The sequence below is a fragment of the Paenibacillus sp. JJ1683 genome (assembly GCF_053006485.1).
In genome coordinates, this window is the sequence record NZ_CM129820.1 from 1,412,873 (window position 1) to 1,438,508 (window position 25,636).

At 47.4% G+C, this 25,636-nt stretch carries 20 protein-coding genes and 1 riboswitch; of the genes, 19 read left to right on the top strand and 1 reads right to left on the bottom strand.

The window, feature by feature from the left end:
• Window position 1 precedes the first annotated feature (1 nt).
• The 12 genes from ACUC6J_RS05935 to ACUC6J_RS05990 all read left to right on the top strand — a co-directional run bounded on the left by ACUC6J_RS05935 (window position 2) and on the right by ACUC6J_RS05990 (window position 16,887).
• Complete coding sequence (locus ACUC6J_RS05935) at window positions 2-1,339, top strand: O-antigen ligase family protein (protein ID WP_013369817.1); 1,338 nt, start codon at window positions 2-4, stop codon at window positions 1,337-1,339.
• Window positions 1,340-1,343: 4 nt separating this feature from the next.
• Window positions 1,344-2,114 (top strand): WecB/TagA/CpsF family glycosyltransferase, encoded by a 771-nt coding sequence (locus tag ACUC6J_RS05940; protein ID WP_016821256.1) that lies wholly within the window; start codon window positions 1,344-1,346, stop codon window positions 2,112-2,114.
• A gap of 5 nt (window positions 2,115-2,119) precedes the next feature.
• Window positions 2,120-3,562, top strand: a complete 1,443-nt coding sequence (locus ACUC6J_RS05945) for an O-antigen ligase family protein (protein ID WP_447249917.1) — start codon at window positions 2,120-2,122, stop codon at window positions 3,560-3,562.
• A 5-nt stretch (window positions 3,563-3,567) separates the two neighbouring features.
• Entirely contained in the window at window positions 3,568-4,947 is a 1,380-nt protein-coding gene (locus tag ACUC6J_RS05950) for a lipopolysaccharide biosynthesis protein (RefSeq protein WP_016821254.1), read from the top strand.
• Window positions 4,948-4,969: 22 nt separating this feature from the next.
• Window positions 4,970-5,809 (top strand): glycosyltransferase family 2 protein, encoded by an 840-nt coding sequence (locus ACUC6J_RS05955; protein ID WP_447249918.1) that lies wholly within the window; start codon window positions 4,970-4,972, stop codon window positions 5,807-5,809.
• The gene (locus tag ACUC6J_RS05960; RefSeq protein ID WP_013369822.1) at window positions 5,796-6,983 is read left to right on the top strand and encodes a glycosyltransferase family 4 protein; all 1,188 of its coding nucleotides are present in this window, start codon (window positions 5,796-5,798) and stop codon (window positions 6,981-6,983) included. Before ACUC6J_RS05955 ends, ACUC6J_RS05960 begins: the two co-directional genes overlap by 14 nt.
• The gene (locus ACUC6J_RS05965) at window positions 6,980-8,128 is read left to right on the top strand and encodes a glycosyltransferase family 4 protein (RefSeq protein ID WP_016821251.1); all 1,149 of its coding nucleotides are present in this window, start codon (window positions 6,980-6,982) and stop codon (window positions 8,126-8,128) included. The genes ACUC6J_RS05960 and ACUC6J_RS05965 overlap by 4 nt, the downstream gene beginning before the upstream one ends.
• A gap of 28 nt (window positions 8,129-8,156) precedes the next feature.
• A complete protein-coding gene (locus ACUC6J_RS05970; protein WP_025364260.1) occupies window positions 8,157-9,257 on the top strand; it encodes a glycosyltransferase in 1,101 nt (366 codons plus the stop codon).
• 4 nt (window positions 9,258-9,261) lie between these two features.
• Window positions 9,262-10,590 (top strand): UDP-glucose dehydrogenase family protein, encoded by a 1,329-nt coding sequence (locus tag ACUC6J_RS05975; RefSeq protein WP_447249919.1) that lies wholly within the window; start codon window positions 9,262-9,264, stop codon window positions 10,588-10,590.
• Window positions 10,591-11,315: 725 nt separating this feature from the next.
• Window positions 11,316-12,692 carry a sugar phosphate nucleotidyltransferase gene (locus ACUC6J_RS05980; protein ID WP_016821248.1) on the top strand — a complete coding sequence of 459 codons (1,377 nt, stop codon included), beginning with the start codon at window positions 11,316-11,318 and terminating at the stop codon, window positions 12,690-12,692.
• Between the two features lie 155 nt (window positions 12,693-12,847).
• Window positions 12,848-12,929: riboswitch (cyclic di-GMP riboswitch) on the top strand.
• A gap of 13 nt (window positions 12,930-12,942) precedes the next feature.
• Window positions 12,943-14,544, top strand: coding sequence for a glycosyl hydrolase (locus ACUC6J_RS05985; RefSeq protein ID WP_447249920.1), 1,602 nt, complete (start codon window positions 12,943-12,945; stop codon window positions 14,542-14,544).
• 48 nt (window positions 14,545-14,592) lie between these two features.
• Window positions 14,593-16,887, top strand: a complete 2,295-nt coding sequence (locus ACUC6J_RS05990) for a hypothetical protein (protein ID WP_447249921.1) — start codon at window positions 14,593-14,595, stop codon at window positions 16,885-16,887.
• A gap of 546 nt (window positions 16,888-17,433) precedes the next feature.
• Here ACUC6J_RS05990 and ACUC6J_RS05995 read toward each other — a convergent pair.
• The gene (locus ACUC6J_RS05995) at window positions 17,434-17,802 is read right to left on the bottom strand and encodes a helix-turn-helix domain-containing protein (RefSeq protein ID WP_016821244.1); all 369 of its coding nucleotides are present in this window, start codon (window positions 17,800-17,802) and stop codon (window positions 17,434-17,436) included.
• Window positions 17,803-18,130: 328 nt separating this feature from the next.
• On the opposite strand from ACUC6J_RS05995, the gene ACUC6J_RS06000 reads away from it, so the two are divergent.
• From ACUC6J_RS06000 to ACUC6J_RS06030, 7 genes are all read left to right on the top strand, one after another.
• Window positions 18,131-18,880, top strand: a complete 750-nt coding sequence (locus ACUC6J_RS06000) for a YveK family protein (RefSeq protein WP_016821243.1) — start codon at window positions 18,131-18,133, stop codon at window positions 18,878-18,880.
• The gene (locus ACUC6J_RS06005; RefSeq protein ID WP_016821242.1) at window positions 18,861-19,538 is read left to right on the top strand and encodes a CpsD/CapB family tyrosine-protein kinase; all 678 of its coding nucleotides are present in this window, start codon (window positions 18,861-18,863) and stop codon (window positions 19,536-19,538) included. The genes ACUC6J_RS06000 and ACUC6J_RS06005 overlap by 20 nt, the downstream gene beginning before the upstream one ends.
• A gap of 84 nt (window positions 19,539-19,622) precedes the next feature.
• The gene (locus ACUC6J_RS06010) at window positions 19,623-20,321 is read left to right on the top strand and encodes a sugar transferase (protein WP_016821241.1); all 699 of its coding nucleotides are present in this window, start codon (window positions 19,623-19,625) and stop codon (window positions 20,319-20,321) included.
• Between the two features lie 34 nt (window positions 20,322-20,355).
• Window positions 20,356-21,294, top strand: coding sequence for a GDP-L-fucose synthase family protein (locus tag ACUC6J_RS06015; RefSeq protein ID WP_045244087.1), 939 nt, complete (start codon window positions 20,356-20,358; stop codon window positions 21,292-21,294).
• Window positions 21,295-21,314: 20 nt separating this feature from the next.
• Window positions 21,315-22,304: a GDP-mannose 4,6-dehydratase gene (gmd, locus tag ACUC6J_RS06020; protein WP_016821239.1), complete on the top strand. Its 990-nt coding sequence runs from the start codon at window positions 21,315-21,317 to the stop codon at window positions 22,302-22,304.
• Between the two features lie 122 nt (window positions 22,305-22,426).
• Complete coding sequence (locus ACUC6J_RS06025) at window positions 22,427-23,770, top strand: flippase (RefSeq protein ID WP_017426465.1); 1,344 nt, start codon at window positions 22,427-22,429, stop codon at window positions 23,768-23,770.
• Entirely contained in the window at window positions 23,757-25,025 is a 1,269-nt protein-coding gene (locus tag ACUC6J_RS06030; RefSeq protein ID WP_031463072.1) for a zf-TFIIB domain-containing protein, read from the top strand. The genes ACUC6J_RS06025 and ACUC6J_RS06030 overlap by 14 nt, the downstream gene beginning before the upstream one ends.
• Window positions 25,026-25,636: the final 611 nt, after the last annotated feature.

Genomic DNA, 25,636 nt, shown 5'->3' on the forward strand with positions numbered 1-25,636 from the left:
CATGAGTAACTATCCTTGGACTTCCAGAATAAACACGATACAGCATGTTTTTATTTTTCTACTAGGCGCTCTTGCTGTAGGAATTGCAGCTACCTATCAACCTGTGGTCAGTATTGCGGCGGTATGCTTACTGCTTTTGTTGGCTGTCTCTATCCATCATCCAGAGCGCATTAGCTATGCGGTTTTGCTAAGCACAGCGGTCTCGGTCGATTCTCTGTATCAGGGTGGCGTGTTCGGCATTGAGATATTGTCATTGTACAAATTGGGCATTTTGGCTCTGCTAGTGCCCTGCATGCTTGTGTATGGCATTCGTCTCAAGTTCAGTTATCCAGTCTGGGCATTGGTGATCATGCTGGGGATTACATTTGGATTTTCAGCATGGCTGCCTTTGTTAACGACCTCGATTGCCGTCAAGGCGTTCGTAGGACTATCACTGCCCTTCTTTTTTTTACTGATCCAGTGGAAAAAGGATGTGGCGGAAAAGCATATTCGACTGATTAGCCTGTTGCCGATTATTAGTGTGGTCATTGGATTAGGCTTGCAGGTTTTAGGATTGCACTCATTTACGGATGTGGAATTTACGGGCGCAGTCAGAGTACAAGGAGCGAATATACCGCCGCATTTGGCAATGCTCTCCTTTCTCGGAATTGCCGTCTCTCTGATTGAGGTCAAGCGCAAACCTAGGCAAGCTGCCTTTTATTACACGGTGTTGGCCCTGAATTTTTTAATCCTGATCGCCACCGGTACACGTGGGCCGATTCTGGCATTGTTATTAATGTTTGCTGTGTATCTGTTTGATATTGCCCGTCAGTACCTCAAGGGAAAAGTCAATTATTTGCTACCGCTGGCCGGATCGTTTTTGGTTGCTCTGGGGGCGGTGGCCCTACAATGGAACAATTTAAAAAAACGCTCCTTCGAACGGGAGACCGACACAGGCATTGACCTATCGGGACGCTCGGAGGCATGGGAATATTTTTTGAACAGAGTACATGATTACCCTTGGTCAGGCAGAGGCCTTGGCGCGGTAACGGTTGCGAACGACGGGACGTTATTCAATGGTTTTGTTGTACCGCATAACGAGTATATACGATTTTATTTTGATACCGGATATATCGGTTGCGGGCTATTAATGCTTTCATTACTGATCGTGTTCGCTCTCATTTACCGGTCACTTGCCAAGTCTATCAAACCTTATTTTGCAACTTTAATTGCAGGTTTTTTGATCTACTCGTTTTCAGATAATACGTTGTCGACGGTTCAGATGATTATTCCGTTTTGCTGGTATTTGAACGCATTATACCAGACATCTACTCAAACCGATTTTCGCAAAGAGAAGTGATACGATGAGCAGAGTGAACATGTTCGATGTCAACTTTGATAATTACGATTTTAATGATCTACTCGAATTTATAGATACTTCTATTGAGCATCAGCGTCATTCCTACATTTTGACCTGTAATGTCGATCATGTGATCAAGCTTCGTAAGGATGATGAATTCCGCAAGGTGTATTCGGATGCTGGAGCTGTAGTGGCCGATGGAATGCCTATTATTTGGGCGTCTAAGTTGCTGAAAAAGCCCCTCAAACAAAAAGTGTCAGGGTCCGATTTGTTCACCCGGCTGGGAGAGGCTTTTGAGAATCGGGGCTATCGCTTGTTTTTTCTGGGTGCAGCTGACGGTATTCCTGAGAAGGCTATGCTTAATCTCCAGGAATCCTATCCAAACATGAATGTGGTGGGCTGCTATTCTCCTTCTTATGGCTTTGAGAAAAACGAAGAGGAGAACAGATACATTATCCAGTTGCTTCAAGAGGCTCGCCCAGACATCGTTTTTGTAGGTGTAGGAGCACCGAAGCAGGAAAAATGGATTTACAGATATTATGAGACTTACCGCGCTCCAGTTTCGATTGGGGTGGGAGCGACCTTTGATTTCCTGTCGGGAAATGTAAAGAGAGCACCGGAGCTGATGCAGAAGACAGGATTTGAATGGTTTTGGAGGTTGTCTCAGGAGCCTAAACGATTGTGGAAAAGATATTTGATTGAGGATTCCCAGTTCCTCGTTCTGCTGTTTAAAGAGATGTTCAAGCGGAAGCGGATGAAGGGAGGCCAGGGGTGAGAAACATGAGTCGGTTGGCAGATCAGCAGATTTCCTTCTGGCTAGGAAGTCGGCGTGGAATCGGCATGATCGGCATGGGGGTGCTGGCTTGTATGCTACCACTCGCCATCGGATTTGTCAGCGCCAAGATGAATCCCACCACGAGCCAGCAGGGGGTCATATTGCTGGCGATCGTTTTTCCAGCCTTCCTGCTGGCGATCTTGCAATCACGGCTATTGATTTCTTACACATTGGTGGTGTGGGCAGTAGGCCCGGAAATCCGCCGCATTGCAGATTGGTTGGAGGGAACGTATCACTCGGTTTCCTTATTGAGCGTGGCGCCGCTGCTGGCAAGCAGCATGCTGATCATTCCTGTGCTGCGGGGTATTCATCTGGCGGAAAAGCCATTAACCCGGATTGCTGTATTTTTCGGCATAGAGTTGGCCTACGGAAGTGTGGTCGGGTTATTCAAAAATGGTATTGTTTTTGCTTATGATTTGGCCAATTATGTGGTTCCATTGCTTCTATTGCCTTATCTTGCGATTAAGCCTATGAAAGCCAAGGAGCTGGACCGACTGCTGTATTCATACGCCAACATTGCTGTTCTAGTAGCGATATACGGCATTATTCAGTACTTGACGGTGCCTCCTTGGGATGCATTTTGGATGAATCATGTGGAAATGAATTCCATTGGCGTGCCAGAACCGCTTCAAATTAGAGTGTTTTCTTCCATGAACTCGCCCGGCCCATGCGCTATTTTCCTGGCAATGGCACTTGTACCAATGCTGATGGAGAAACGGTGGCGAGGCACATTGGGATGGATTGGAGTCCTGCTAACAGTCGTTTGTCTCTTGGTCACGCTCGTACGTTCAGCCTGGCTGATTGCATTCGTCATGTTGCTGGCTTACATCCTCAGCTCATCCTCCAAAGGAAAGTGGAAGACCCTGTTTCAACTTGCTATCGTCGGTCTTCTTCTCTATATCATCGTTCCAAAACTTCCGGGGGCAGAAGGTTTGGTGGCTCGCATGCAGACGTTGACAGATATTCAACAGGATCATTCGTACAATGAACGTTTGGATCTACTGCATACAATGCTTCCGGCGATTACTAGCAATCCGGTCGGGCAGGGGATCGGGAGTGTAGGTATCGGAACCAAGCTTGATAACGGCGGCGATCTCGGTGAACTTGGGATTATGGATAATGGTTATATTGCTATTTTCCTCACCTTCGGTATTTGCGGAGCATTCTTTTTCTTCGGTGGTCTGTTCGTTATCATCAAGCGCCTTCTCGTCCGTATTGCCGAACGGAATTCCAGTCAGCCTTATATCAGACTGGCGTTGGCTACATGGGCCGGAGCTGTAGCCAGTCTCATATCGGATAATGGTTTCCCCGGTATGCGCGGCTATTTGATCTGGATGATGATCGGAATAGGACTATGGGCAAAAGATGTCATCGCGGAAAGAAGGTAAAGGCTGTGCAAAACTTACAAGCATTATCCGCACCTGTCCGGACACTATGGTCCACGGTGATTCGGTTTGCCAAAAGCAAGGATAACAGCTCTGCAGCAGTAAAAACGATGATATTCAGTATGCTGATTCTCGTCGTGAATATGCTGACTGGTGTGCTGACGGCACGATTCTTGGGTCCTACTGGACGCGGGGAACAGACAGCGATGGTGAACTGGTCCCAATTTCTTGCCTTCTGCATGAGCTTCGGTGTTCCATCTGCATTGATATACAATGCCAAAAGGAAACCTGAGGAAACGGGTAAGCTGTATGGTCTGGCCTTGCTGCTGGCTACGGTATTCGGGGGAATGGCGACACTCGTCGGAGTATTTCTAATTCCTTATTGGCTGCGCTCTTTTTCTTCATCGGTCATACTTTTCGCGCAGTGTTCTATGATGATGTGTCCGCTCATAGCGATTTCACAGATCAATAATGCATTGCTTCAAGTTCGCTCGGAATATAAACAATACAATTTATTCCGGTACCTGGTACCACTAAGTACACTGCTGGGTCTGGCGATTCTGATCCTGACGGGGACGATGAATCCGTACACCTCAGCATTGGCTTACTTACTGCCAGGCTTGCCGATCTATATCGGTGTCACGATACGAATGATTCGGCTGTACAAACCAAAGGTGAAGAACAGCTGGACGCAATTTAAAAATCTCTTTACCTACGGTATGGGTTCATACGGGAATGATCTCATGGGGCAGGTTTCTACTTACATTGACCAGATTTTGATTGCAGGTCTGCTCAGACCTGCTGATCTCGGTTTATATGCGGTAGCGGTCAGCCTGGCCCGGATGGTGAATGTATTTTCAACCTCGATCATTGTCGTGTTGTTTCCCAAAGCCTCTGGTCTGGATAAGGAAGAGGCAGTGGCCATAACATTCCGGGCATTTAGAGTGACTTCAACGGCAACCTTTTTGGCTGCGGTGATGTTAATGCTGGTTGCTCCGTTCGTATTTACATTGTTATATGGTCAAGAGTTTAAACAAGCGCTTACGGTATTCCGGTTTCTGGTGCTTGAGGTTGCTATCAGTGGAGGTACCATGGTGCTGGCACAACAATTTATGGCGCTGGGTAAGCCCAAACTGGTTACCATTCTACAGGGTGTCGGATTGGCGCTCGTCATTCCATTGCTGTCCATACTCGTGCCGAGATATGGATTGACGGGTGCAGGGATAGCAATGCTGTCTTCGGGGATTTTACGGTTCGTTTTCATTTTATGTAATGTTAAGTTCGTTCTAAAAATGAAAATTCCAAGACTGCTTATTTCCAAACAAGATTTTCAATGGCTCCGATCAACGATGTCACACTACATCCGGAAAAAGCCAGTTAACGGTTAGATAAAGAAGGAGGCACCCGCTAATGAACCACATGTCTAGCGTTCCCGCGGACAACCGGATATCCGTAGTTATTATCGCTCAGGATGATGGCACTCGAATTACAGCCGCCATTAAATCCTGTCAGCCCTTTGCGGACGATATCGTCGTCATTGACGGAGGGAGCAAAGACAATACGATTCAGGTAGCTGAATCATTGGGCTGTCGGGTGTTTTCCAACCCATGGCCTGGTTATGCCAAACAGCGCATGTTTGGTGTTGATAAAGCGGAATTTGATTGGATTTTCCTGATTGATACAGACGAAGTAGTGGATGCAGAGTTGCTTGGTGACTTGTTGAAAGTAAAGGAAACGCTCCACGATCCGGCCAAAGCCTATTCTGTATTTCGCATTGGCGATTTTCTCGGCAAATGGATGAACAAAGGCGAGTATTTGGTTCGTTTGTACAATCGGCGAATTTATGGCATTACGAATAGTCTTGTTCATGAAATGCCGGATGTAGCCTCTTCCCAGATCATCAATCTGGAGGGCGTGTTATGGCACTATGGCTTCCGCAGCATCAGCGATCATATGACCCGTTTTAACAAATATACGGATCTGGAAGCAGAGACGGCATTTAACAAAGGAAGATCCTTTCGGATTACCAGACTGTTGTGGAGACCGCCTGCCCGCTTTGTACAGAAGTATTTTGTTCAAGGCTTATACCGCAAGGGGTTGGCGGGTTTTGCCGTAGCCGTTTTCTGGGTGATGTATGAGTTTCTCGTCTGCTTCAAGCATTATGAGTTAACCAAGCGGCGAAAAAAGATTAAAGTCGTGGATGGCGGACAAACCGAGCAGAAAGGAGAAACCAGCTATGTCGTACAATAACGGATTTCGTATTGCGGCAACCGGGCTGAGCTGGCCGTCCTTGCAGCCAGGAGGTCTCAACACATATTTCAAATCCATCTGTGAGCAGCTTACGCTAGAGCGCAATACGCTGGATGCTTTAATCTGTAGTGATGAGCAGCCTCAGGCGCCTGAACGTATTCGTATTCATTCAATTGGTAGCAAGCAGCAATCCATCTGGAAGCGCCGAGAGTTGATGCAAAAATATGCAGCAGAACTGTTCGACAAGCAACCGATAGATGTGCTGTATTCCCACTTTGCTCCCTATAGTGTCGGACCGGCACTGGAGGCGAAAAAAAGAGGAATCCCGGTCGTTACCACCTTCCACGGACCGTGGACGGAGGAAATGAAGATTGAAGGACAGGGAATTAAGCATTTTCTTAAAACGACGTTGGCCAAATCCATTGAAATGAAAGCTTATGGTTTGGCGGATAAATTTATAGTGCTAAGCGAGACTTTTCGGGATATTTTACACGAGCACTATAAAGTTCCACTTAGTAAAATTCATATTATTCCTGGTGCGGCGAATGTAGAAAGGTTCCATCCGGCAGAGGATCAGGAGGCCGTACGGAAGCGGCTGAATTTGCCGCAAAATGCGACGATTGTGCTAACCGTTCGTCGTCTTGTTAATCGCATGGGACTGCTACAGCTGCTTGAAGCATGGCGGCGAGTAACCGAGCGACACCCTGATCATCTGTTGCTGATTGGTGGGAAGGGCCCCTTGATGGAGGAATTGGCTTCCAAGGTGGCGGAATACAATCTTCATAATCACGTAAGATTGCTTGGTTATGTGTCGGATGAGGAGCTGCCCCTGTACCATCAAGCCTCGAACCTGTTCGTTGTGCCAACACAGGCACTAGAGGGTTTCGGTCTGATTACAGTCGAGGCGATGGCCTCGGGACTACCGGTGCTGGCCACTCCTGTAGGCGGCAACAAGGAAATCTTAAGAGGATTCCGTCCTGAGCTTTTGTTCCAGGGGACGGACAGTGAAGCCATTGCTGCTGGGCTGCTGCGTGTGCTGGATCATCGTGAACTTCTACCGAATGCACGGGAATGCCGGGACCATGTCCTGAGCAGATACACATGGGGACATGTAGCAGAGCAGGTAGAAGAGGTGTTCCGACAGGTCCTTGACAGAAAGGCGGCGGCGAAATGATGAGAGTAGCTTATATTGACCATACGGCAAGATGGAGCGGCGGCGAAGTCGCTTTGTATAACATCCTGACGAATATTGGGGAACATATCGACCCGCTCGTTATTTTGGCGGAGGAGGGCGATTTGGCGGATCGGCTTCGGCAGCGTGATATTGATGTGCGCATCGTTCCACTAGATGATTCGATTCGCAATCGAGGACGAAATGCTGTTAATCTGGGTGCGCCTGCAGCTGCCTTTCGGTTGCTGGCTTACGGCAGAAAACTCGCGCCGTTGCTGCGTGAGGAAAAAGTCGTGTGTGTGCACACAAACTCACTCAAGTCTGCACTGTATGGTGCAGTAGCCGCCAAATCGGCGAAGCTACCGTTGATCTGGCATATCCGTGACCACATCGGTCCGCCGTATCTGAAGCCGATTGTAGCCAAAGGGATTCGGCTCATGTCTCGCTTTTTGCCTAACGGTGTGATTGCCAATTCCAAATCCACGCTGAGTGCATTGGAATTACCCCCGGACAAAAAGACGCTCGTCGTCTACTCCGCTTTTGCCAAAGCAATTACGGCTCGTGATTCGGCTGCGCATTTGCGTGGCGATGACTCGTTTAACGTCGTATTGGTTGGCAGATTGGCGGAATGGAAGGGACAACATATTTTATTGGAAGCGGCACGTTCTTTTTTACCAGATCAGCGTGTGAAATTCTGGCTGGCTGGAGATGCGTTGTTCGGAGAAGAGGAATATAAACAACGATTGGAATCCACGATGCGCGAATATGGGTTGACCAACGTCAATCTGATGGGACACGTCGATGACATTCAGGGACTGATGCAGCGCTGTGACCTGCTAATTCATACTTCCATTACACCGGAGCCATTCGGTCAAGTCATTATTGAGGGCATGGCTGCAGGTTTGCCAGTGATCGCTTCAAACGAAGGTGGTCCCAAGGAAACGGTGGTACCTAATGAAACCGGGCTGCTCATTGAACCGGGAGACCCGGCCAAGCTGGAAGAAGCCATCCGCTGGATGCTGGAGCATCCACAGGAACGTCAGCAGATGGGTGAGAGAGGGATGGAACGGGTCAAGAAGCATTTTGTCATCGAGAACACTGTTAAGGATATAGTTCATTACTATAAGGGTTTGTTGGCAGGAGTCTGACCGACATTCGCGTTAAAGGATGATTCAGATGAAAATAGCGATAGCACATGATTACTTAATCCAAATGGGCGGAGCGGAAAGGGTAGTAGAGGTATTCCATGATATGTATCCAGAGGCTCCCATCTTCACAACGGTGTTCAGCGACGAGCGCCTGTCGCGCAACTTGAAGGATGCGGACATTAGAGCCACTTGGCTACAAAACGTCCCAGGAGTGAAGACCAATTTCAAAGGAGTGCTGCCGCTGTATCCCATCGCTATCCGTGATTTTGATTTTAGGGATTTCGACATTGTTTTAAGCTCCAGCAGCGCATTTATGAAAAGCATCCAGGTGCCCAAACATACGTTTCACATTTGTTACTGTCACACACCGATGCGGTTTGCCTGGGATTACGATACATATATGGCCCGGCAGTCCAAATCCAACCTGCTCAAAAATATGCTAAAGCTGTACATGAACAGGCTGAAAACATGGGATGCCAAAACTTCTCGCAACGTAGACCAGTTTATCGCCAATTCTTCCGTCGTCAAACGGAGAATTCTGCACTATTACCAACGGGAGGCAGATGTTATTTTCCCTCCTATCAATACATCCCGTTTCAAACGTGCTACAAGCATCGGTGACTATTATCTGATCGTATCCCGATTGGTGTCTTACAAGCGCATTGATCTCGCGATCGAGGCATTCAAACGTAACGGTCTCAAGCTGCGCATCGTTGGCGAAGGACCAGATCGTAAACGACTCGAAGCCATGGCTGGCCCGAACATTGAGTTCCTCGGCAGGCTTGAGGACGAAGAGGTTAACAAGCTGATGGCCGAATGCCGGGCGCTTGTCTTTCCGGGGGAAGAGGACTTCGGTATTACGCCTTTGGAGGCGAATGCGGCTGGACGGCCAGTTATCGCTTTTCAGGGCGGGGGAGCGCTGGATACGATTGTTCCTCATGTGAACGGCGTATTTTTCCGCAAGCATCAGGTAGACGATGTGCTGGAGGCCGTCGCAAAGGTCGAGCAACATGCATGGAATGTGGACGATATCATTACCCATGCCCGCAAATTTGATGAAGATAACTTCAAGGATCAATTGAAAAAGTATGTAGAACAAGCCTATGTGAACTTTCTAAAAGGAGGATGAACGAATGAAGCTGGCTGTAATCGGTACTGGATACGTTGGACTCGTCTCGGGTGTGTGTTTTGCGCAAAAAGGTAATGAGGTGATTTGTGTCGATCTGGAGCAGTACAAAATCGACATGTTGAACCGGGCAGAATCTCCGATTTATGAACCGGGTATTGAGGAATTGATCGCGTTGAATCTGGAAGCTGGCCGTTTGGAGTTCACCTCGGATTTGGCCGATGCGGTACGTCGCTCGGATATCGTTATTTTAGCGGTAGGTACGCCTTCACTGGCTAACGGCGAGGCGAATTTGTCTTACATTGAACAGGCGGCTGCCGATGTCGGCAAAGCCATGAACGGGTACAAGATTATTATGACCAAGAGTACCGTACCTGTCGGAACGAACGAAAAGATTAAGGACGTAGTGGCTCGACATACGAGTTTGTCTTTTGATATTGTATCCGCGCCGGAGTTCCTGAGAGAAGGCTCAGCCATCAATGATACGCTTCATCCAGATCGCATCATTATTGGTTTGGACAATACAGGTTTGCGTGAAACAATGGTCACTCTGCATCAGGTATTCACGGATAAAATCTATGTGACCGATATCCGCAGTGCTGAAATGATCAAATATGCCTCCAATGCGTTCTTGGCAACTAAAATTTCGTTTATTAACGAGATTGCTAATATTTGCGAAAAGGTTGGCGCGGACGTTACCTGTGTGGCTGAAGGTATGGGCATGGACAAACGGATCGGTTCCTCTTTCCTGCAAGCAGGGATCGGATACGGGGGCTCTTGCTTCCCGAAAGATACGAATGCGCTCATCCAAATTGCGGGTAATGTAGACTATGAATTTAAGTTGTTAAAATCGGTGGTCGAGGTGAACACTGACCAGCGTTTTATGATTGTATCCAAGCTGCGTGAATCGCTGGGTCAGCTAAACGGCGTATCGATTGGCATTTGGGGCCTCGCCTTCAAGCCTAATACAGATGACATCCGCGAAGCTCCAGCACTGGAAATCGTAGAAACGCTCATTCAGGCAGGTGCTATTGTCAAGCTGTATGATCCCATTGCGATGGATAAATTCAAGGAGCGCGTGGATCACCCGCATATTATATGGTGCTCCTCCCCGCAGCAAGCCGCCGAAAGAAGCGATGCTGTGTGCCTGCTGACGGATTGGGAAGAGTTCAAAGAAGTTGATCTCGTGCAACTGGGCTCTATTCTACACAAGCCAGTTCTGATTGACGGTCGTAACGTATTCACCGAGGAACAGATTCAAGGCTCTGGACTGGAATACTACTCCGTGGGTCGTCCGCGGATGAGTGGGTGGAACAGAGATAAAGTGGAAGTTTAAAAAGTGACTGTGGGCGGTGGGGAGACGCTATGCGTTCCATTTGATCTTCTGAGCGCTGTTGCAGTGGGATTCTCTGGATTATATAAAACATTCCAAGGTAAGAATCCCGCTGCAAAGGAGAACGCTAGCGCTTCTCCAGATTCAAATGGACCGCTTCGCTGCTTTTGCCGCATAGAGTCACGGTTTTTAATCTCCCATCTTAGGGGATGGGAGTAGTAAGGGCGTATCGGAAGGAGCGGCACAGTTGAAGCCGCTCCTTCCGATTAAGGCGCCATGCGCTGTACCGCGGCGCCCCTGTGGAGCAAGCCTACCATGTGGATACGCTATGCTGCTCCTGTAGAGCAAAGACGCCATTGCGGTTGTCGAAGGCAATCTTGGCAAGGCGTTACGAAGCCTTGATTACTAGAAGCTTGCAAGCAAGGCAGGCAAACGCCGAACTCCCGAACGTTTTTTACAGGCTGACCGGACTTAATAATGTCCGGTCGTGCCTTTTGCACCACAAGGTATGATCGATATGATGCATTTTTGAGTAGCGTAGGATGGATTTGAAGCTGGAGAAGCGATAGCGTTCGCCTTTGAACCGGGATTTAGACCTTTATACGATTTTATACAATCGAATGAATCCCAGTCCAACAGCGATCGTAAGATCAAATCCAGCCCGTAGCGGGCTACTCAACCTTGCCTCATCCGATCGCCCACACATTATAGAGAGGAAGTGGAGAATTATGAAGCTCGTACTTTTGTCTGGTGGTTCCGGTAAAAGATTATGGCCGTTATCCAACGATTCCCGTTCCAAACAATTTTTGAAGGTACTGGAGAGCCCGGAAGGTATTTCGGAATCCATGGTGCAGCGGGTATGGAGACAATTGGGAGACAACGGATTATCCGAATCCTCGTTTATTGCGACAGGGAGAGCGCAGGTTGAAATGATCCAGAGTCAGGTCGGACCGAATACGCGCATCATAGTTGAGCCGGAACGCAGAGATACCTTTCCTGCGATTGCGCTGACAGCGACTTATCTATATTCCATTGCGGGTGTTTCGCCTGATGAAATTATAGCTATATTGCCTGTAGATCCTTATGTAGAGGATGCTTTCTTTGCTTCCGTTGCCCAACTGGAACATACACTTCAGGAGAGTGAAGGCAAGCTTGCATTAATCGGGGTTGTCCCTTCCTATCCTTCAGAGAAATACGGTTATATTATTCCGAAAAACGATGCCACTCAAGGTAGCACAGGCTACCGCGAAGTGAGCCATTTTCAAGAGAAACCCGACCGGGAGCAGGCGGAGCGTCTGATTGAACGCAATGCTCTATGGAACTGCGGGGTTTTTGCATTCAAATTAAGCTATTTGCTGGATATCCTGGCATCCAAGGGTTTGCCGCTGAATTATGAAGAAATGCAAAAGCAATATGCGTCTCTGGAAAAAATCAGCTTTGACTACGAAGTCGTTGAGAAGGAAAAAGACATTGTGGTGCTTCCGTACGATGGTTTTTGGAAGGATTTGGGCACCTGGAATACGCTCACAGAAGAAATGTCTAATCAGCAAGTGGGCAGAGGTGTAGTAACGGAGGATTGTGTCAATACAAGCCTTATTAATGAGCTGGACATTCCGGTAGCGATCATTGGGACGAATGATCTGATTGTAGCCGCTAGCCCAGATGGTATTCTTGTGACCAATAAGGCAGAAAGCCCACGCATCAAGGAAGTGCTCAAGGCTCATGATCAGCGTCCAATGTATGAAGAACGTCGTTGGGGGCAGTATCGAGTTGTAGACTATGTAAAGTATGACGAGGGTAATGAGGTACTGACCAAACGAATCCGCGTACACAAAGGTAAAAATATCAGCTACCAGCTTCACTTCAAACGAAGCGAAATCTGGACCATTATTAGCGGCGAAGCGGAAATTATTTTGAATGAGAAGCTGCACAAAGTGAAGGCCGGTGACGTAGTCCGTATCCCTGAAGGAACCAAGCATAGTATTTTGGCTGTAACCGATGTGGATTTTATAGAGGTGCAGACTGGCTCTGAGTTGGTTGAAGAGGATATTGTACGCTTTTGCATGGATTGGAATGAAATTGCCCGTCATCAATTTATCTCATAATCGTTTTCGTAAAAACGAAATAAAGAAGATTTGATGAAAATTTATAGCCCAAACTGTCGAAATTGGGCGAAAACCTGTAAATTCATGAACATGACCTATTAAATTTTGGTAAAAAAAAGTCGATACTTAGGTTAAGAAGGAATCCAAACTCCTTCCAACGATAAACGCAGCCCTGTCGAAAGGCAGGTACGCAAAGCTAAAGGGCCTTCCCGTAAGGATGGCAGCCTGGCTACCGAAAGGAAGAGCAAAAGTGAGATTCAATTTTATTCCTCTGTATCGACTGATACGTCATGTACTCCCCGTAGTTATAATTTTTTCTTTGTTTCCCGTCGGATTTGGTGATTCTCTGTCTGTGGTGAATGCCGCTTCATTACAACCTGTTAATTCGGACGCTTGTACTCAGGCCCGTGAACTATACAATTATTTACTCAGCATCTCTGGAAAGAAAACAGTCACTGGTCAGCATGATTATTTGGAAAGTCCAGATGAATTAAGCAACAAGGTCCAAAAAATCAGCCAGGCGTATGTGGGTCTGCACGGCTATGAGATGGGAGCCATCTCTGGTCAATCTGACGCTACAGAAGCAGCACAACGTAAAAATGTCGTCGATAGCGCTATTCGTTGGAGCAGAGCAGGTGGCATTGTGACGATGACTTTTCATGAAGCGCTGCCGGGTAGACCGCTGACTTGGGCCAATGTGCAGGCCAAAGTAAGTCAGGCGGAGTTCAATAAATACGTCACGCCAGGCACTACGCAGTATAACCTCCTCATTGCCGATCTGGATAAGGTCGCTGTATCGTTAAAGCAACTTCGTGATGCAGGGGTTCCGGTATTGTGGAGACCTTACCACGAAATGAATGGTGACTGGTTCTGGTGGGGAAACAAAAACAATTTCAATCAGCTATGGAATATCATGTACGACCGTTTTGTTAACACGCATCAATTGAACAATCTGCTGTGGGTGTGGAGTCCCAATGCTCCCAATTCCTACACTGTCCCGTATACCCCAAAATATCCGGGGGATGACAAAGTGGATATTTTGGCAGTAGACATCTACAACAATGATTTTAAGCAAAGTCATTATGAAGGACTGCTCGAGTTGGCACGGAATAAGCCGATTGCCATTGGCGAGCACGGTGAGATACCTAGTTCTGAGGTGTTGCAGGCTCAGCCAAAATGGGTGTATTCCATGACTTGGGGCAAGATGCTGACCGAGAATAACACAACCACTCAAATACAGGATTATATGAACGATGCGAAGAGTTTGACACGGGATGATGTGAAAAATGGGCTGGAGGCCATCCAACAACCTGGAACAGATGTACCGACCTTACCGGATGAGGGACAAAGTGAGCCTCTCCCAGCTCCACCAGTAGTGATTGCTCCTCCAGCTCCGACTCTTCCTTCCGTTCCTGATGAAGTATATGTGAACGGGCTGCGGGGCGAATATTTCAACAATATGAATTTGAGCGGCAGTCCTGTTTTGATCCGTACAGACAGTAAGCTGGACTACAACTGGCGCGCCATTGCTGCTGATCCAAAGGTAAATGCCGACCAGTTCTCGGTTCGCTGGACGGGTAAAATCAAGCCACAATACTGCGAGACCTATACGTTCACAACTATATCCGATGATGGTATTCGTGTATGGGTAGACGGCAAGTTAGTGATCGATAGTTGGTTCAAACAAAGCTGGACAGAGCGAAAAGGCAGTATTGCTTTGGAAGCAGGTAAAATGGTAGATCTAAAAGTGGAATACTATGATGAAAAAGGCGATGCGATGGCACGTCTGATGTGGGAAAGTCAGCATGAAGCGAAAGCGGTGGTTCCCGGAAACGCTTTGTTTCTTCCTTGATAGATACTCTTTCCCGGTCAAAAATTTTGAGGAGAGAGGGTGTATCATATGATGAAAAAATGGTTGACCCATAGGTATACGGTCGTATTATCCGGATTACTAGGGGTCGCAGTTCTAGCCATGATCGCTTGGTTTATATACACGCCTTCAAAAAGTGTAGAATTGCAGACAGATAAGGTAGCGGCGGCCAGTCCAGTATGGAAGCTGGGTCAGAGGGATGACTCCTCAGCGGAATTTAAAGGAGTGGTCGGTAGGGATAATATCGATATTTCTGCAGCATCAGCTTCTTTCGAATCATCTGCTAAAGCAGCATTTTCGGCGTTGTCGGAAGCAGAGAGTACAACAGTTCCGGTATTGCTCAGCAGTGGAGATATTCCTCCCGGTTTGAATGCATCCACAAATCCAGAACTAACACTTCAATATAAGCTGAATCAGGTTCCTCCCAATGGTATGATATTCCGTGTTCGGATTTTGGATGCGGGCAAAGCTGTGCCGCAGATGGCTGTCTTCTCAAATCATCAGCTGTCCGGAATCATTCAGATTGCCGGGGTATCCGGTACTGGGAGTACCTATAATTTCAAAAACAACTACGAGCTGTATATCCCCAAAGAACAATTGCAAAGCGGTGTTAACGTACTCAAGCTAAAGACAGCGCGCTGCCTATACTGCTCCTCTGCGGAAGATAAAAATGTGTGGTGGACTTGGGATGACTTGAGCTTGGAGACGTTAGCTTCCCCTGCGGCCGAACCGGTACATGGGAAATATATAATGACTGGTACGAATGTGAATAATAAAGAATTTTATTATGATCAGGGTGCAGTTAAGCATCTACCATACGTTCTCAAATGGCTGGGAATTGCCTATAGCGGCAACGTCATGAGGGTAACCTGTGCCAGTAATGTAGGGAAGGCATGCACAGACGTGGACGATTACTATCAAACGTTAAAGCAGTATAATATGCAATCGTCTGCTTTGTATCTATACACAGGTGATATTAAGCTGCAAAAAGATGGTACTCTGCCAGAGACGGCCAAGCAAAAGTTGCGTGATTATGTAAAAAAATACGGTTCATACCTTCAATATTATGAAGTAGATAACGAACCTGGATTGTTTAATCGCTCCAAGGCGGTAGACCTAGCTGTGGCTAAATGGTTGAATACGGAAGGCAAGCAATTGGCACCGCATCTCAAAACCGTAGCGCCGGGCTGGGCCTACTGGCCGACATACTCTACCAAGGCGTGCAAAAATCAAACCGGAGGTACGCAAAAATGCGGTGATCCGGATGGATGGGAACGGGACCCAGCGCAGCGTAAACAGCTGGAGGAAGTCACCGACCTGACCAACGGACACGCCTACGGTGAATCGTATAATGAAGAGGGCGGGGGCAGCTTCGTTCAGAATTTGAAAACCTTCGGTGGTTCGAGCAACGGACTGGCGAAAAAGATGCTAAACACAGAGTTCGGTACTAACGATACGCATCGAGACAATCCTGATTACGGGGCTAGTCAGCCACAAGCAGCTGCATTCGATCGGATTATGCGATCGCAAATCGGGTTTGCCGATATGTTTATACAGCACGCTGCTTTTTATAAGGATTACACGCTGTTTAAAACGGGTTTTGATCTGCAAAGTCACAATCCGGCTAACACGGAAATTTATCCGTTTGGGCAAGGACAGGACACTCGCGTTAAGATTATGAGACGCTTGAGTCTAGCCTATGCCACGCATGGTAAACCGCTGACTTATACAATGTTGAATCCAGAGGAGACCAAGGACAAGATGGTCTATGTTCGCGCGGTGGATACGTCCAAGCTTAAACCGCTGGCAGGTAGCGGCGCTACCTCGAACAAATTGCTGGTGAACCTAGTGAACTTCGAATCCACTACGCAGACCGTTCGTGTACGGGTGACGATGCCGAAAGCTGGCTTGTACACGGGGGAACGTTTTGGGGCGGGTTCCACCTACAGTCAGGCGCAGCGTTCCATATCAGGGCTGAAGGCTTCTCCTGCCCTTGATTTTGAAGAAAAGCTGGGCCCTGGCGAATCGGTACAATATATTTTGGAATTAAAAAGTACAGATCAAACCACGGCCTCTGCCCCAACTGAGGTGAAAGCAGCCTCTATTCAGGATGGGGTGGTAAAGATTAATTGGCTTCAAGCAGAAGGCATATCTTCCTATGATGTGCTGCGTGCTGATCGGACAGATGGTGCCTATCAGGTGATTGCCTCGCAAGTAGAAGGAAGCACGTATACGGACCGCACTGTAAAAGCTGGAAGTCATTACGTCTACAAAGTCCGAGCGACCGGAGGTACTCAGGTTTCTCAGGCAGCCGAGGTCGCTTAGTTACACCGGAATGCATGTAGGACCTTACCTAATGAATATCTAACACCATTCCGAAAGAAAGCAAAAAAGAACCTATCAGGAGAAAATAGGACCTGACAGGTTCTTTTTTATTTGTAAATCGTTCTGAATTGCCAATACTTTACGTATAATGGAGAAAAAAATAAGAAAATCCTTTAATATTCTCGTCATAAGACGACAACATTGCAGGTATGTATTCATATATAATAGTTTTGTTCATGACTATACATACATGGTTTGTAGGGAATCTCTTTCTTTCCGGCGACCAAGACTAATAAAGTGAGGTTAGTGCTGAATGAACAAGGAAACAGAATTAGGGGGGAATGGCCCTCTTCTTCGAGACAACGCACGGAAAGCAGGCAAAGCAGCCATCCACTTGGACATCCGGAACATTTTGCTCCAATGTGGTATCACGACACCAGAATGGATGGAGGGCGACGCTGATAGAACTAAGTGCCAGAAGGACAAGCGCGTGTAATTTCAGTGGCTGGTCCTACTTAAGCCAAACATCAAGCAGCGGCGCTTTCTTTATTCCATCATTCGTTCCATTCGAACAAACGCGATAAAACGTTTGGCTTCTTCCTCAGACAAGGTGCGTCCGTCAATCGTCAGGTTAAAACGTTGCAGGATATCCTCGTCTGACAGTTCAAGCTGATCCACAAATTCCCTCACATCTGAATCCAATATGGCTGTCGGGTGGCTCGTACGTCCCACCAAATAATCGATGGTTACCTCGAAAATATCAGCGAGCTTGGTCAGGGTCTCAAAGTCTGGCTTGCGTCTATTTTTTTCATAGTGAGAAAGAGCCGCCCGCGTAATTCCGAGGGATTGCGCTAATTCCTCTTGTTTTAATCCCTTATGTTCTCGTAATTCAGCGATGCGGGTTCCATAATTCATCTGTTTTTCCTCCTGAAGGCAAGGTTAAGAAAGGTAAGAAAAGCAATTTTGCGCTTGACAAGATACAATTTGTATCATAAATTAATTATGTAAGTTACATAACGTATCCTTATTTCATAGTTTTCACTTATATCTTCATTTATATACCCTTAAGAGGCCAACGATGATTGAGCATTGTGTGCTTATTCGCTGGCTAGACCTTCTATGCGCTATTATACAACATTTTACTATAGATTAGAGGGTCATGCATCGTTCTTTTCCCCGTCATGCAGAGGATCAGTACAAGCGTTATTCATCGAAAACAAGTCAAGCAGGGAGGACTGGTCTTGTGCAGTTGAAAGAGTACATCCGTTTGATCCGCAAAAGAATGTGGTTGATTGGTAGCATTGTACTGCTGGTGTGTACTGTAGTAGGCATAAAAAATGTATATTTTACCCCGCAGGTTTATGAAGCTACCGCCAAGCTCATTATTAATCAGACGCCACGACCGGACCGTGCAGGTGTCGTCGATTACAGTGTGGTGCAAACCAATATAGCTCTAACGAACTCCTATAAGCAAATTATGATCTCCTCGGCGATTATGGATCAGGTGGTCGCCAGCTTCCCCGATCTTAAGGTTACTCCGTCAGCTTTGGCGCAAAAATTAAGAGTAAACACCGCAGGTGATTCACAGGTCATGGATGTTACAGTCCGCGACTTATCGTATACGAAGGCTGTGAAAACCGTCAATGCGGTAGCCAAAGTATTTAAACGGCAAATCCCCTCTATCATGAAAATGGACAATGTCACCATCCTAAGCGAAGCCAGTCTGAATGACCCAGCAGTTCCCGTGAACAATAATCCCGCCATACAAATTTTTATTGCTTTTACCATTTCTTTATTACTGGGCATAGGCTTGGCGTTTTTGCTGGAGGTATTGGATGATACATTTAAAAATGAGGAGGATATTGAAAAAGAACTCGGTCTGCCTACCCTATCCCTGATTACAAAAATGAAAAAAGAAGATAGACGCTCTGACAGCTCTACTACAACTCCTAAACAGGTAGGTGAGGGACAATATGCCGCGATTAATCAATAATCAGCTCGTTACATCCTTGCATGCTCAGTCTTCCGTGTCGGAGGAGTACCGCATGCTTCGCACTAACATCCAGTTTTCTTCTATAGACGAGCCGATTGAGGTGATGATGGTGGCGTCCGCTCAGGCGGGTGAAGGCAGAACAGTCACGATTAGCAATTTGGCTGTAACCTATGCGCAAGAGGGAAAAAAGGTGCTGGTTATGGATATGGATCTGCGTCGGTCCTCCTTGCATCATATGTTTGGTTTGCGCAATCATACAGGGCTGACACGGGTACTTGCCAATCAACAGACATGGCAGGATGTGGTTCAGGAAACCGGGATTGATCATCTGCATGCAATCACAGCTGGACCGAATCCACCCAATCCGTCCGAGATGCTCAGTTCCCGTAGAATGAAGGCTCTACTAGTTGAGCTAAAAGAACATTATGACGTGATTCTGATGGATACGCCACCCCTGCTGCCTTTTCCGGATGGCCTCATTGTAAGTGCCATGTGTGATGGTGTCATTTTGGTAGTACAGGCAGGGAAGGTCAAAAAGGATGTCGTTAAGAAGGCGAAGGCAAATTTAGAAAGAGTTAAGGCGCGCATTCTGGGTGTAGTGCTCAATAACGTGAAGCGTCGCGCCGAGCGTGGTATGGAGGAACGCAATCTGACATGAATAAATCGGGGAAAATAAAAGTATATAAAATTCTTTTAACAATGAATAAATAATATTTATAAATAAGGAGTGAGGTGATGAGACGTGTCTTCTTCCCGCTCGAACGAGGCCAAAGTGCTGGGCGCGTCAGTAGATGTATATTCGGTCGCTCATGGGCTTGAACGACGACAAGGATGGAGCGTATATCCGTTCGTGAAGCGAAGTATGGACATTATCCTGTCTTTTATTGGAATCATCGTACTGTGCCCGGTATTTCTGCTCGTCATTTTGTTGATCAAGCTGGAGGACCCCAAAGGAAGTGCATTATTTTATCAAATACGTATCGGTAAACATGAGCGACCGTTTCGCATGATCAAATTTCGTTCCATGGTGTCTGATGCCGAAGCCAGATTGTCTGCATTGCTGGTGGAAAATGAAATTGAGGGTGCGATGTTCAAAATGCGGGACGATCCCCGAATTACCCGTGTGGGTCGCTTTCTTCGCAGAACGAGCATCGACGAACTACCGCAACTCTTCAATGTACTGCGTGGGCATATGAGCCTTGTAGGACCCAGACCCCCATTGCCAAGAGAAGTCCATGATTACACCATGAGGGATAAGCTGCGTCTGACGGTTACACCGGGCTGCACCGGACTATGGCAGATCAGCGGTCGCAATCATCTAAGCTTTGACCAGATGGTAGAACTGGATTTGGAGTACATATCTAGACGCAGTTTCCGCACGGATATGATCATCATGCTGAAAACATTTCGTGTGCTGCTGGGCTCCAAGGATGCTTATTAAAGTCAATTTTAATAAAGAGGGGTAGGAGAGAAGGATGGAGCTACATTCTAACATCTATGTGGCAGGACACAATGGGCTGGTGGGTTCCGCTATTGTTCGAGCGCTTCAGAAAGCGGGATATCGTCATATTATTACTCGCACAAGCCGTGAGCTGGATCTGCGCAATAAAGAGGCCGTAGATCATTTTTTTGATACAGAGCCCGTGGATTATGTATTTCTAGCAGCAGCCAAGGTAGGCGGGATTTTGGCGAATAACGAATATCCGGCCGATTTTATCCGTGACAATCTACTTATACAAACAAATGTGATTGATGCGGCATACCGGAAGAATGTAAGCAAGCTGTTATTTCTAGGCTCTACCTGTATCTATCCCAAATTTGCTCCACAGCCGTTGCGAGAAGAATATCTGCTTACAGGTGAGCTTGAGCCTACCAATGAGGCCTATGCGGTTGCTAAAATTGCCGGGATTACAATGTGTCAGTCCTACAACCGTCAGTATGGAACCCGTTTTATTTCGGTGATGCCTACGAATTTATATGGTCCGGGCGACAATTTTGATCTCCAAACCTCTCATGTGCTGCCTGCGCTGATCCGCAAGTTTCATGAGGCTAAGCTGAATCAATCTCCGACTGTAGAAGTGTGGGGCTCCGGTACGCCTCGGCGAGAATTTCTTCATTCGGATGATTTGGCTGATGCTTGTCTATTTCTGATGAATAACTATGAGGGAAATGAGATTGTAAATATCGGTGTGGGTGAGGATATTTCCATCCGTGAGCTGGCTGAACGAGTCAAAAATGTAGTCGGCTTTGAGGGCGAAATTACTTTTAATACATCCGTTCCTGACGGAACGCCGCGTAAGTTGGTAGATGTATCCCGGATTTCCGGGCTGGGCTGGTCGGCGCGTATTTCACTAGAAGAAGGATTAAGGTCTGTATACCAGGCATTTCAAGGTCTGGATCTGGTTGAACAATAAATAACGGTGGGGGAATTGGAATGAAAAAAGCGCTGATCACTGGGATTACCGGACAAGACGGGTCTTATCTGGCTGAGTTGCTGCTGTCCAAGGATTATGAGGTGTACGGGGTGCGCAGACGAACCAGCACACCGAACTTTGAAAATGTAGCGCATATCCAGAATGACATTCACTGGCTTTCCGGTGATATGACCGATCTGGCTTCGCTGATCGAAGCCGTCCGTCAGTCCGACCCGGATGAGGTCTATAACTTGGCTGCTCAATCCTTTGTAGCGGCCTCATGGCCGCAGCCCTTGGCTACAGGGCAAATCACAGCATTATCTGTTACCAATATGCTGGAGGCGGTTCGAATTGCCAAGCCGGATGCACGCTTTTATCAGGCTTCAAGCAGCGAGATGTTCGGTAAGGTACTGGAGACGCCGCAGACAGAAACGACCCCATTTTACCCACGTAGTCCTTATGGTGTAGCCAAGGTGTACGGCCATTGGATTACAGTCAACTACCGCGAAAGCTTTGATATGTTTGCTTGCTCCGGTATTTTGTTCAATCACGAATCACCTCGCCGAGGGCTGGAGTTTGTAACACGCAAAGTGTCGGATGCAGTAGCTCGTATCAAGCTGGGATTGCAGCAGGAGCTGCGCATGGGGAATTTGGATTCACTGCGAGACTGGGGTTTTGCAGGGGATTATGTAAAGGCGATGTGGCTGATGCTTCAGCAGGATCGACCAGATGATTACGTGATTTCTACAGGAGAAATGCATTCTGTGCGTGAACTGCTGCAAATTGCTTTTTCTCATGCAGGTTTAAATTACGAAGATTATGTCGTGATTGATCCGCAATTTGTTCGACCGGCAGAGGTAGATCTATTGCTTGGCGATTGTGCCAAGGCGAAAGAAAAGCTGGGCTGGCGATTGGAAGTCGGCTTCGACCAGCTCGTTCGTATGATGGTGGATGCAGACTTGGAGCGTGTAAAAAGGCAGGCTGCAGTTGAAGCTTCTGTCGTCGTGTAAGAGGTGGAGAGGCCGCCCGCCTGGCCGGGGGGTCTCTTCGTTGTACATGATTTCAGCTGTATGACAGATCAACAGATCATAAAGCAATGTTTAAGGTCATTTTTCAAGATGGAGTAGAACCTATGACATTAGTCAAGAAACGTGCCAAACCGCGCAGAAGCTTGCTGGTGAATACATCCTGGCTATTCGGTGACAAAATGATTCGCATGGTGTTCGGGCTGGCAGTCAGCATCATCATGGCGAGAGTGTTGGGACCAGAGGAACTGGGAAAATGGAATTATGCGGAATCCTTTTTCGGGATGTTCCTGATTTTCACGACCCTTGGCTTTGATTCTATATTAGTACGCGATCTTGTCAAACACCCCAAGGATGAGCACGAACTATTGGGTACGGCGGTTCTGCTGAAGTTGTTAGGTACTTTGGTAGCCATTGTACTGTCCTATTCCTTTATTTCACTGCTCAGACCGGAAGACAGTTCAGTACGGCTAATCAATCTGATCCTGGCTACGGCCTCGGTATTTCAGTTGTTTGATATTATCGACTACTGGTTCCGTGCGCAGATGTTGTCCAAATATACGGTTGTTGCCAAGAATACCGCCTTTGTCCTCGGTTCCACCGTCAAAATCATTCTATTATTGTCCGGTATTCCAGTTTGGGCAGTGGCGTTGTGTGCTCATGGAGAGTTTCTGCTGGGAAGCCTGCTGCTGCTGTATTTCTTCCATAAGGAAGGGCGGCGTGTGAACAAGTGGACGTTCCGCTTCACAACTGCTCGGCGAATCATGAATCACAGCTGGCCGCTTATTTTGTCCTCCTCCGCTGTATATGTACAGGCACGAATTGATCAGGTCATTATCGGAGAATTGTTGGGAAACGAAGCGGTCGGGCAATACTCCGTTGCACTCCGACTCATCGAGGTGCTGGGCTTTATCCCGGTCGTGCTAACGACAGCTTATGCCCCGGTGGTGACGCGTTCCAAGCAGAAAGGAAGCGACGAATACAGACGGACGTTGTCTAACGTGTATCGGCTGATGTTTATATGCTTTCTTGTGACCTCAGTCCCCTTATTTTTTCTATCCCAATGGGTAGTCGTTGTGCTGTATGGGAGAGAGTTTGCTGAAGCAGGCTCGCTGTTGTCACTGTTTGCGATTCGTCTATTTTTCACCAACTTTAGTGTCGCCAAAAGCTTGTTTATCACCAATGAAAATTTGTTCAAATACACGCTGCTGACCTCGATAATAGGTGCGGTTACGAATATAGCTTTCAATTACGCTCTGATCCCATGGCTTGGTGTCCGAGGGTCCTTAGTGGCGACGATTTTGTCCTTTACGATATCTGTATTTCTATTGGATTTGTTGTTTAAGGAAGTCAAAGCCAATTTGGGTTGGATGATGAAGTCAATCCTGACCTTCTGGCATGTTCATATTACAGTACCGAAAGTTGGAGAGAACAATCATGATACCGATTAAACCATTTGTTCGGCATGAGGAACAGTGCCCGCATTGTGGAGACACGTTACGTGCTGGAGAGGTGCTGTGGCAGGGAATCCACGTATGTGTCAGTACTAAGTGTGAGGGTTGCGGACGTGAATATCTCGAGGACATGAGGGTTGGTCATGCGACGTATTCACCTTATCGTGTAGAAATGCCTGACTATATCCTGACCGGTAATGCGAAGTCAAGAAAATGGCTCGGAGAGCCTCTGCGGCAATCGTTGATGAATCCTTCCTATGATTTGGCAGTTGGTATGACCGTGCATAAAAAGAAAGCTTCTTCGCGTGTGATCATCATCAACACTATAGATTATTTATATGGTCATGCGTTGCTTAAGCTGCTTAATGTTCAGCGTGAATATGAGCAATCGCCGGAACTGGGGATCATCGTTATTGTGCAAAAGTCGCTGGAGTGGATGGTGCCGGCATATGTGTCAGAAATTTGGACTGTCGATGTCCCGTTCAACAAGGCGCGAAACTTTTATCCTCTGCTACATCATCGGATGATTGAGGAATTGATACGTTTTGATGAGGTGTATGTCAGTCCGGCATATTCACATCCCAGCCAATTTGAGATTGAACAATTTACAGGGGTCTCCCGTTATGACGAGGAACGTGAGCGGAAGCCACGCATTACCTTTGTATGGAGGGAAGACCGCTTGTGGAGCGGCAGCCATCATATTGCCAGAGCAGTGCAAAAATTTCCGAAGCTCAAACGTGGCCTGAAACCGCTAATTTATCATCAACGCAGCAAAATCATTGGACTGTTCCGCAGACTGAGAGAAAGCTTCCCTGATCATTGCTTTACAGTTGCGGGACTTGGGCGCACGGGAAGCTTCCCAGCATGGATTGCTGACGAGCGCGTCTCACGCTTCGATCGGGATAGTGAAAAGCGGGTATGCGAGGTATACGCAGCCAGCCGATTAGTCATTGGTATTCATGGCTCCAATATGCTGCTGCCTTCTGCACATGCAGGTATGACGATTGATTTGATGCCTAAAGACCGATGGGGAAATTATGCCCAGGACATTTTATTTCACGAAACGGATCATCGGCTTACAGCCTACAAATATCGCTTTGTACCGATGGAATCGAGCGTGAGCTTGGTGGCGGATATGGCAGCGGCCCAGCTTAAAGGGGCAGACCATTTTAATATGCAGATGATGGAGGAAAGGCAGCGGCAGGGGGAACATTCAAGTTGGAGGGGAAAGGCCGCTTCGGGGCGGGTTTGATCTTCCGATCGCTGACGCTTTTCCAGCTTCAAATCCTTACTCTCCGCTACCCGCTACCCACCGTCGCCAAAAAAGATTTTCCCCCAGCCTATAAGGTGGGGGAGGGTAAGAGCCGCCTGGCAATAGCTTCGCCCTATCGCCGCGAACTTCACGCCGGGCATGTGTGCCGGTGTATTAATGCTCTGTATAGTCCTCTCTCAAGGTGAGAGAGCTTGATGAATAGTACTCACAGCAAGCAACAATCAAGCCTAGTTAGGGCATCTTGGTCAGCCTAGCAGTAGTATAGCCATGCTTGCTTGTGAGCGTGCCATAACGTGCCAAGCTTACAAGTCGTTTGACGAAGTCAACGCCCTGCATGCATTCGCTCACGTATTATCCGTGCAGCGATGGCACTTCATGCCCAGCATTCCCTTTTTTAAGATGGGGTGACTTTATGGAAACGGCGGTCAGCAGCGGAGTGGATGGAATCGTTCTGAAGAAGCGATAGCGTTCGCCTTTATCCCCGGATTTTACCCTTTAAAGGGTTTATATAAATCAGATGAAATCCGGGGATAACAGCGATCGGAAGAATGATCCATCCGCGTAGCGGACTCTAACCCCCGCGTGCCATA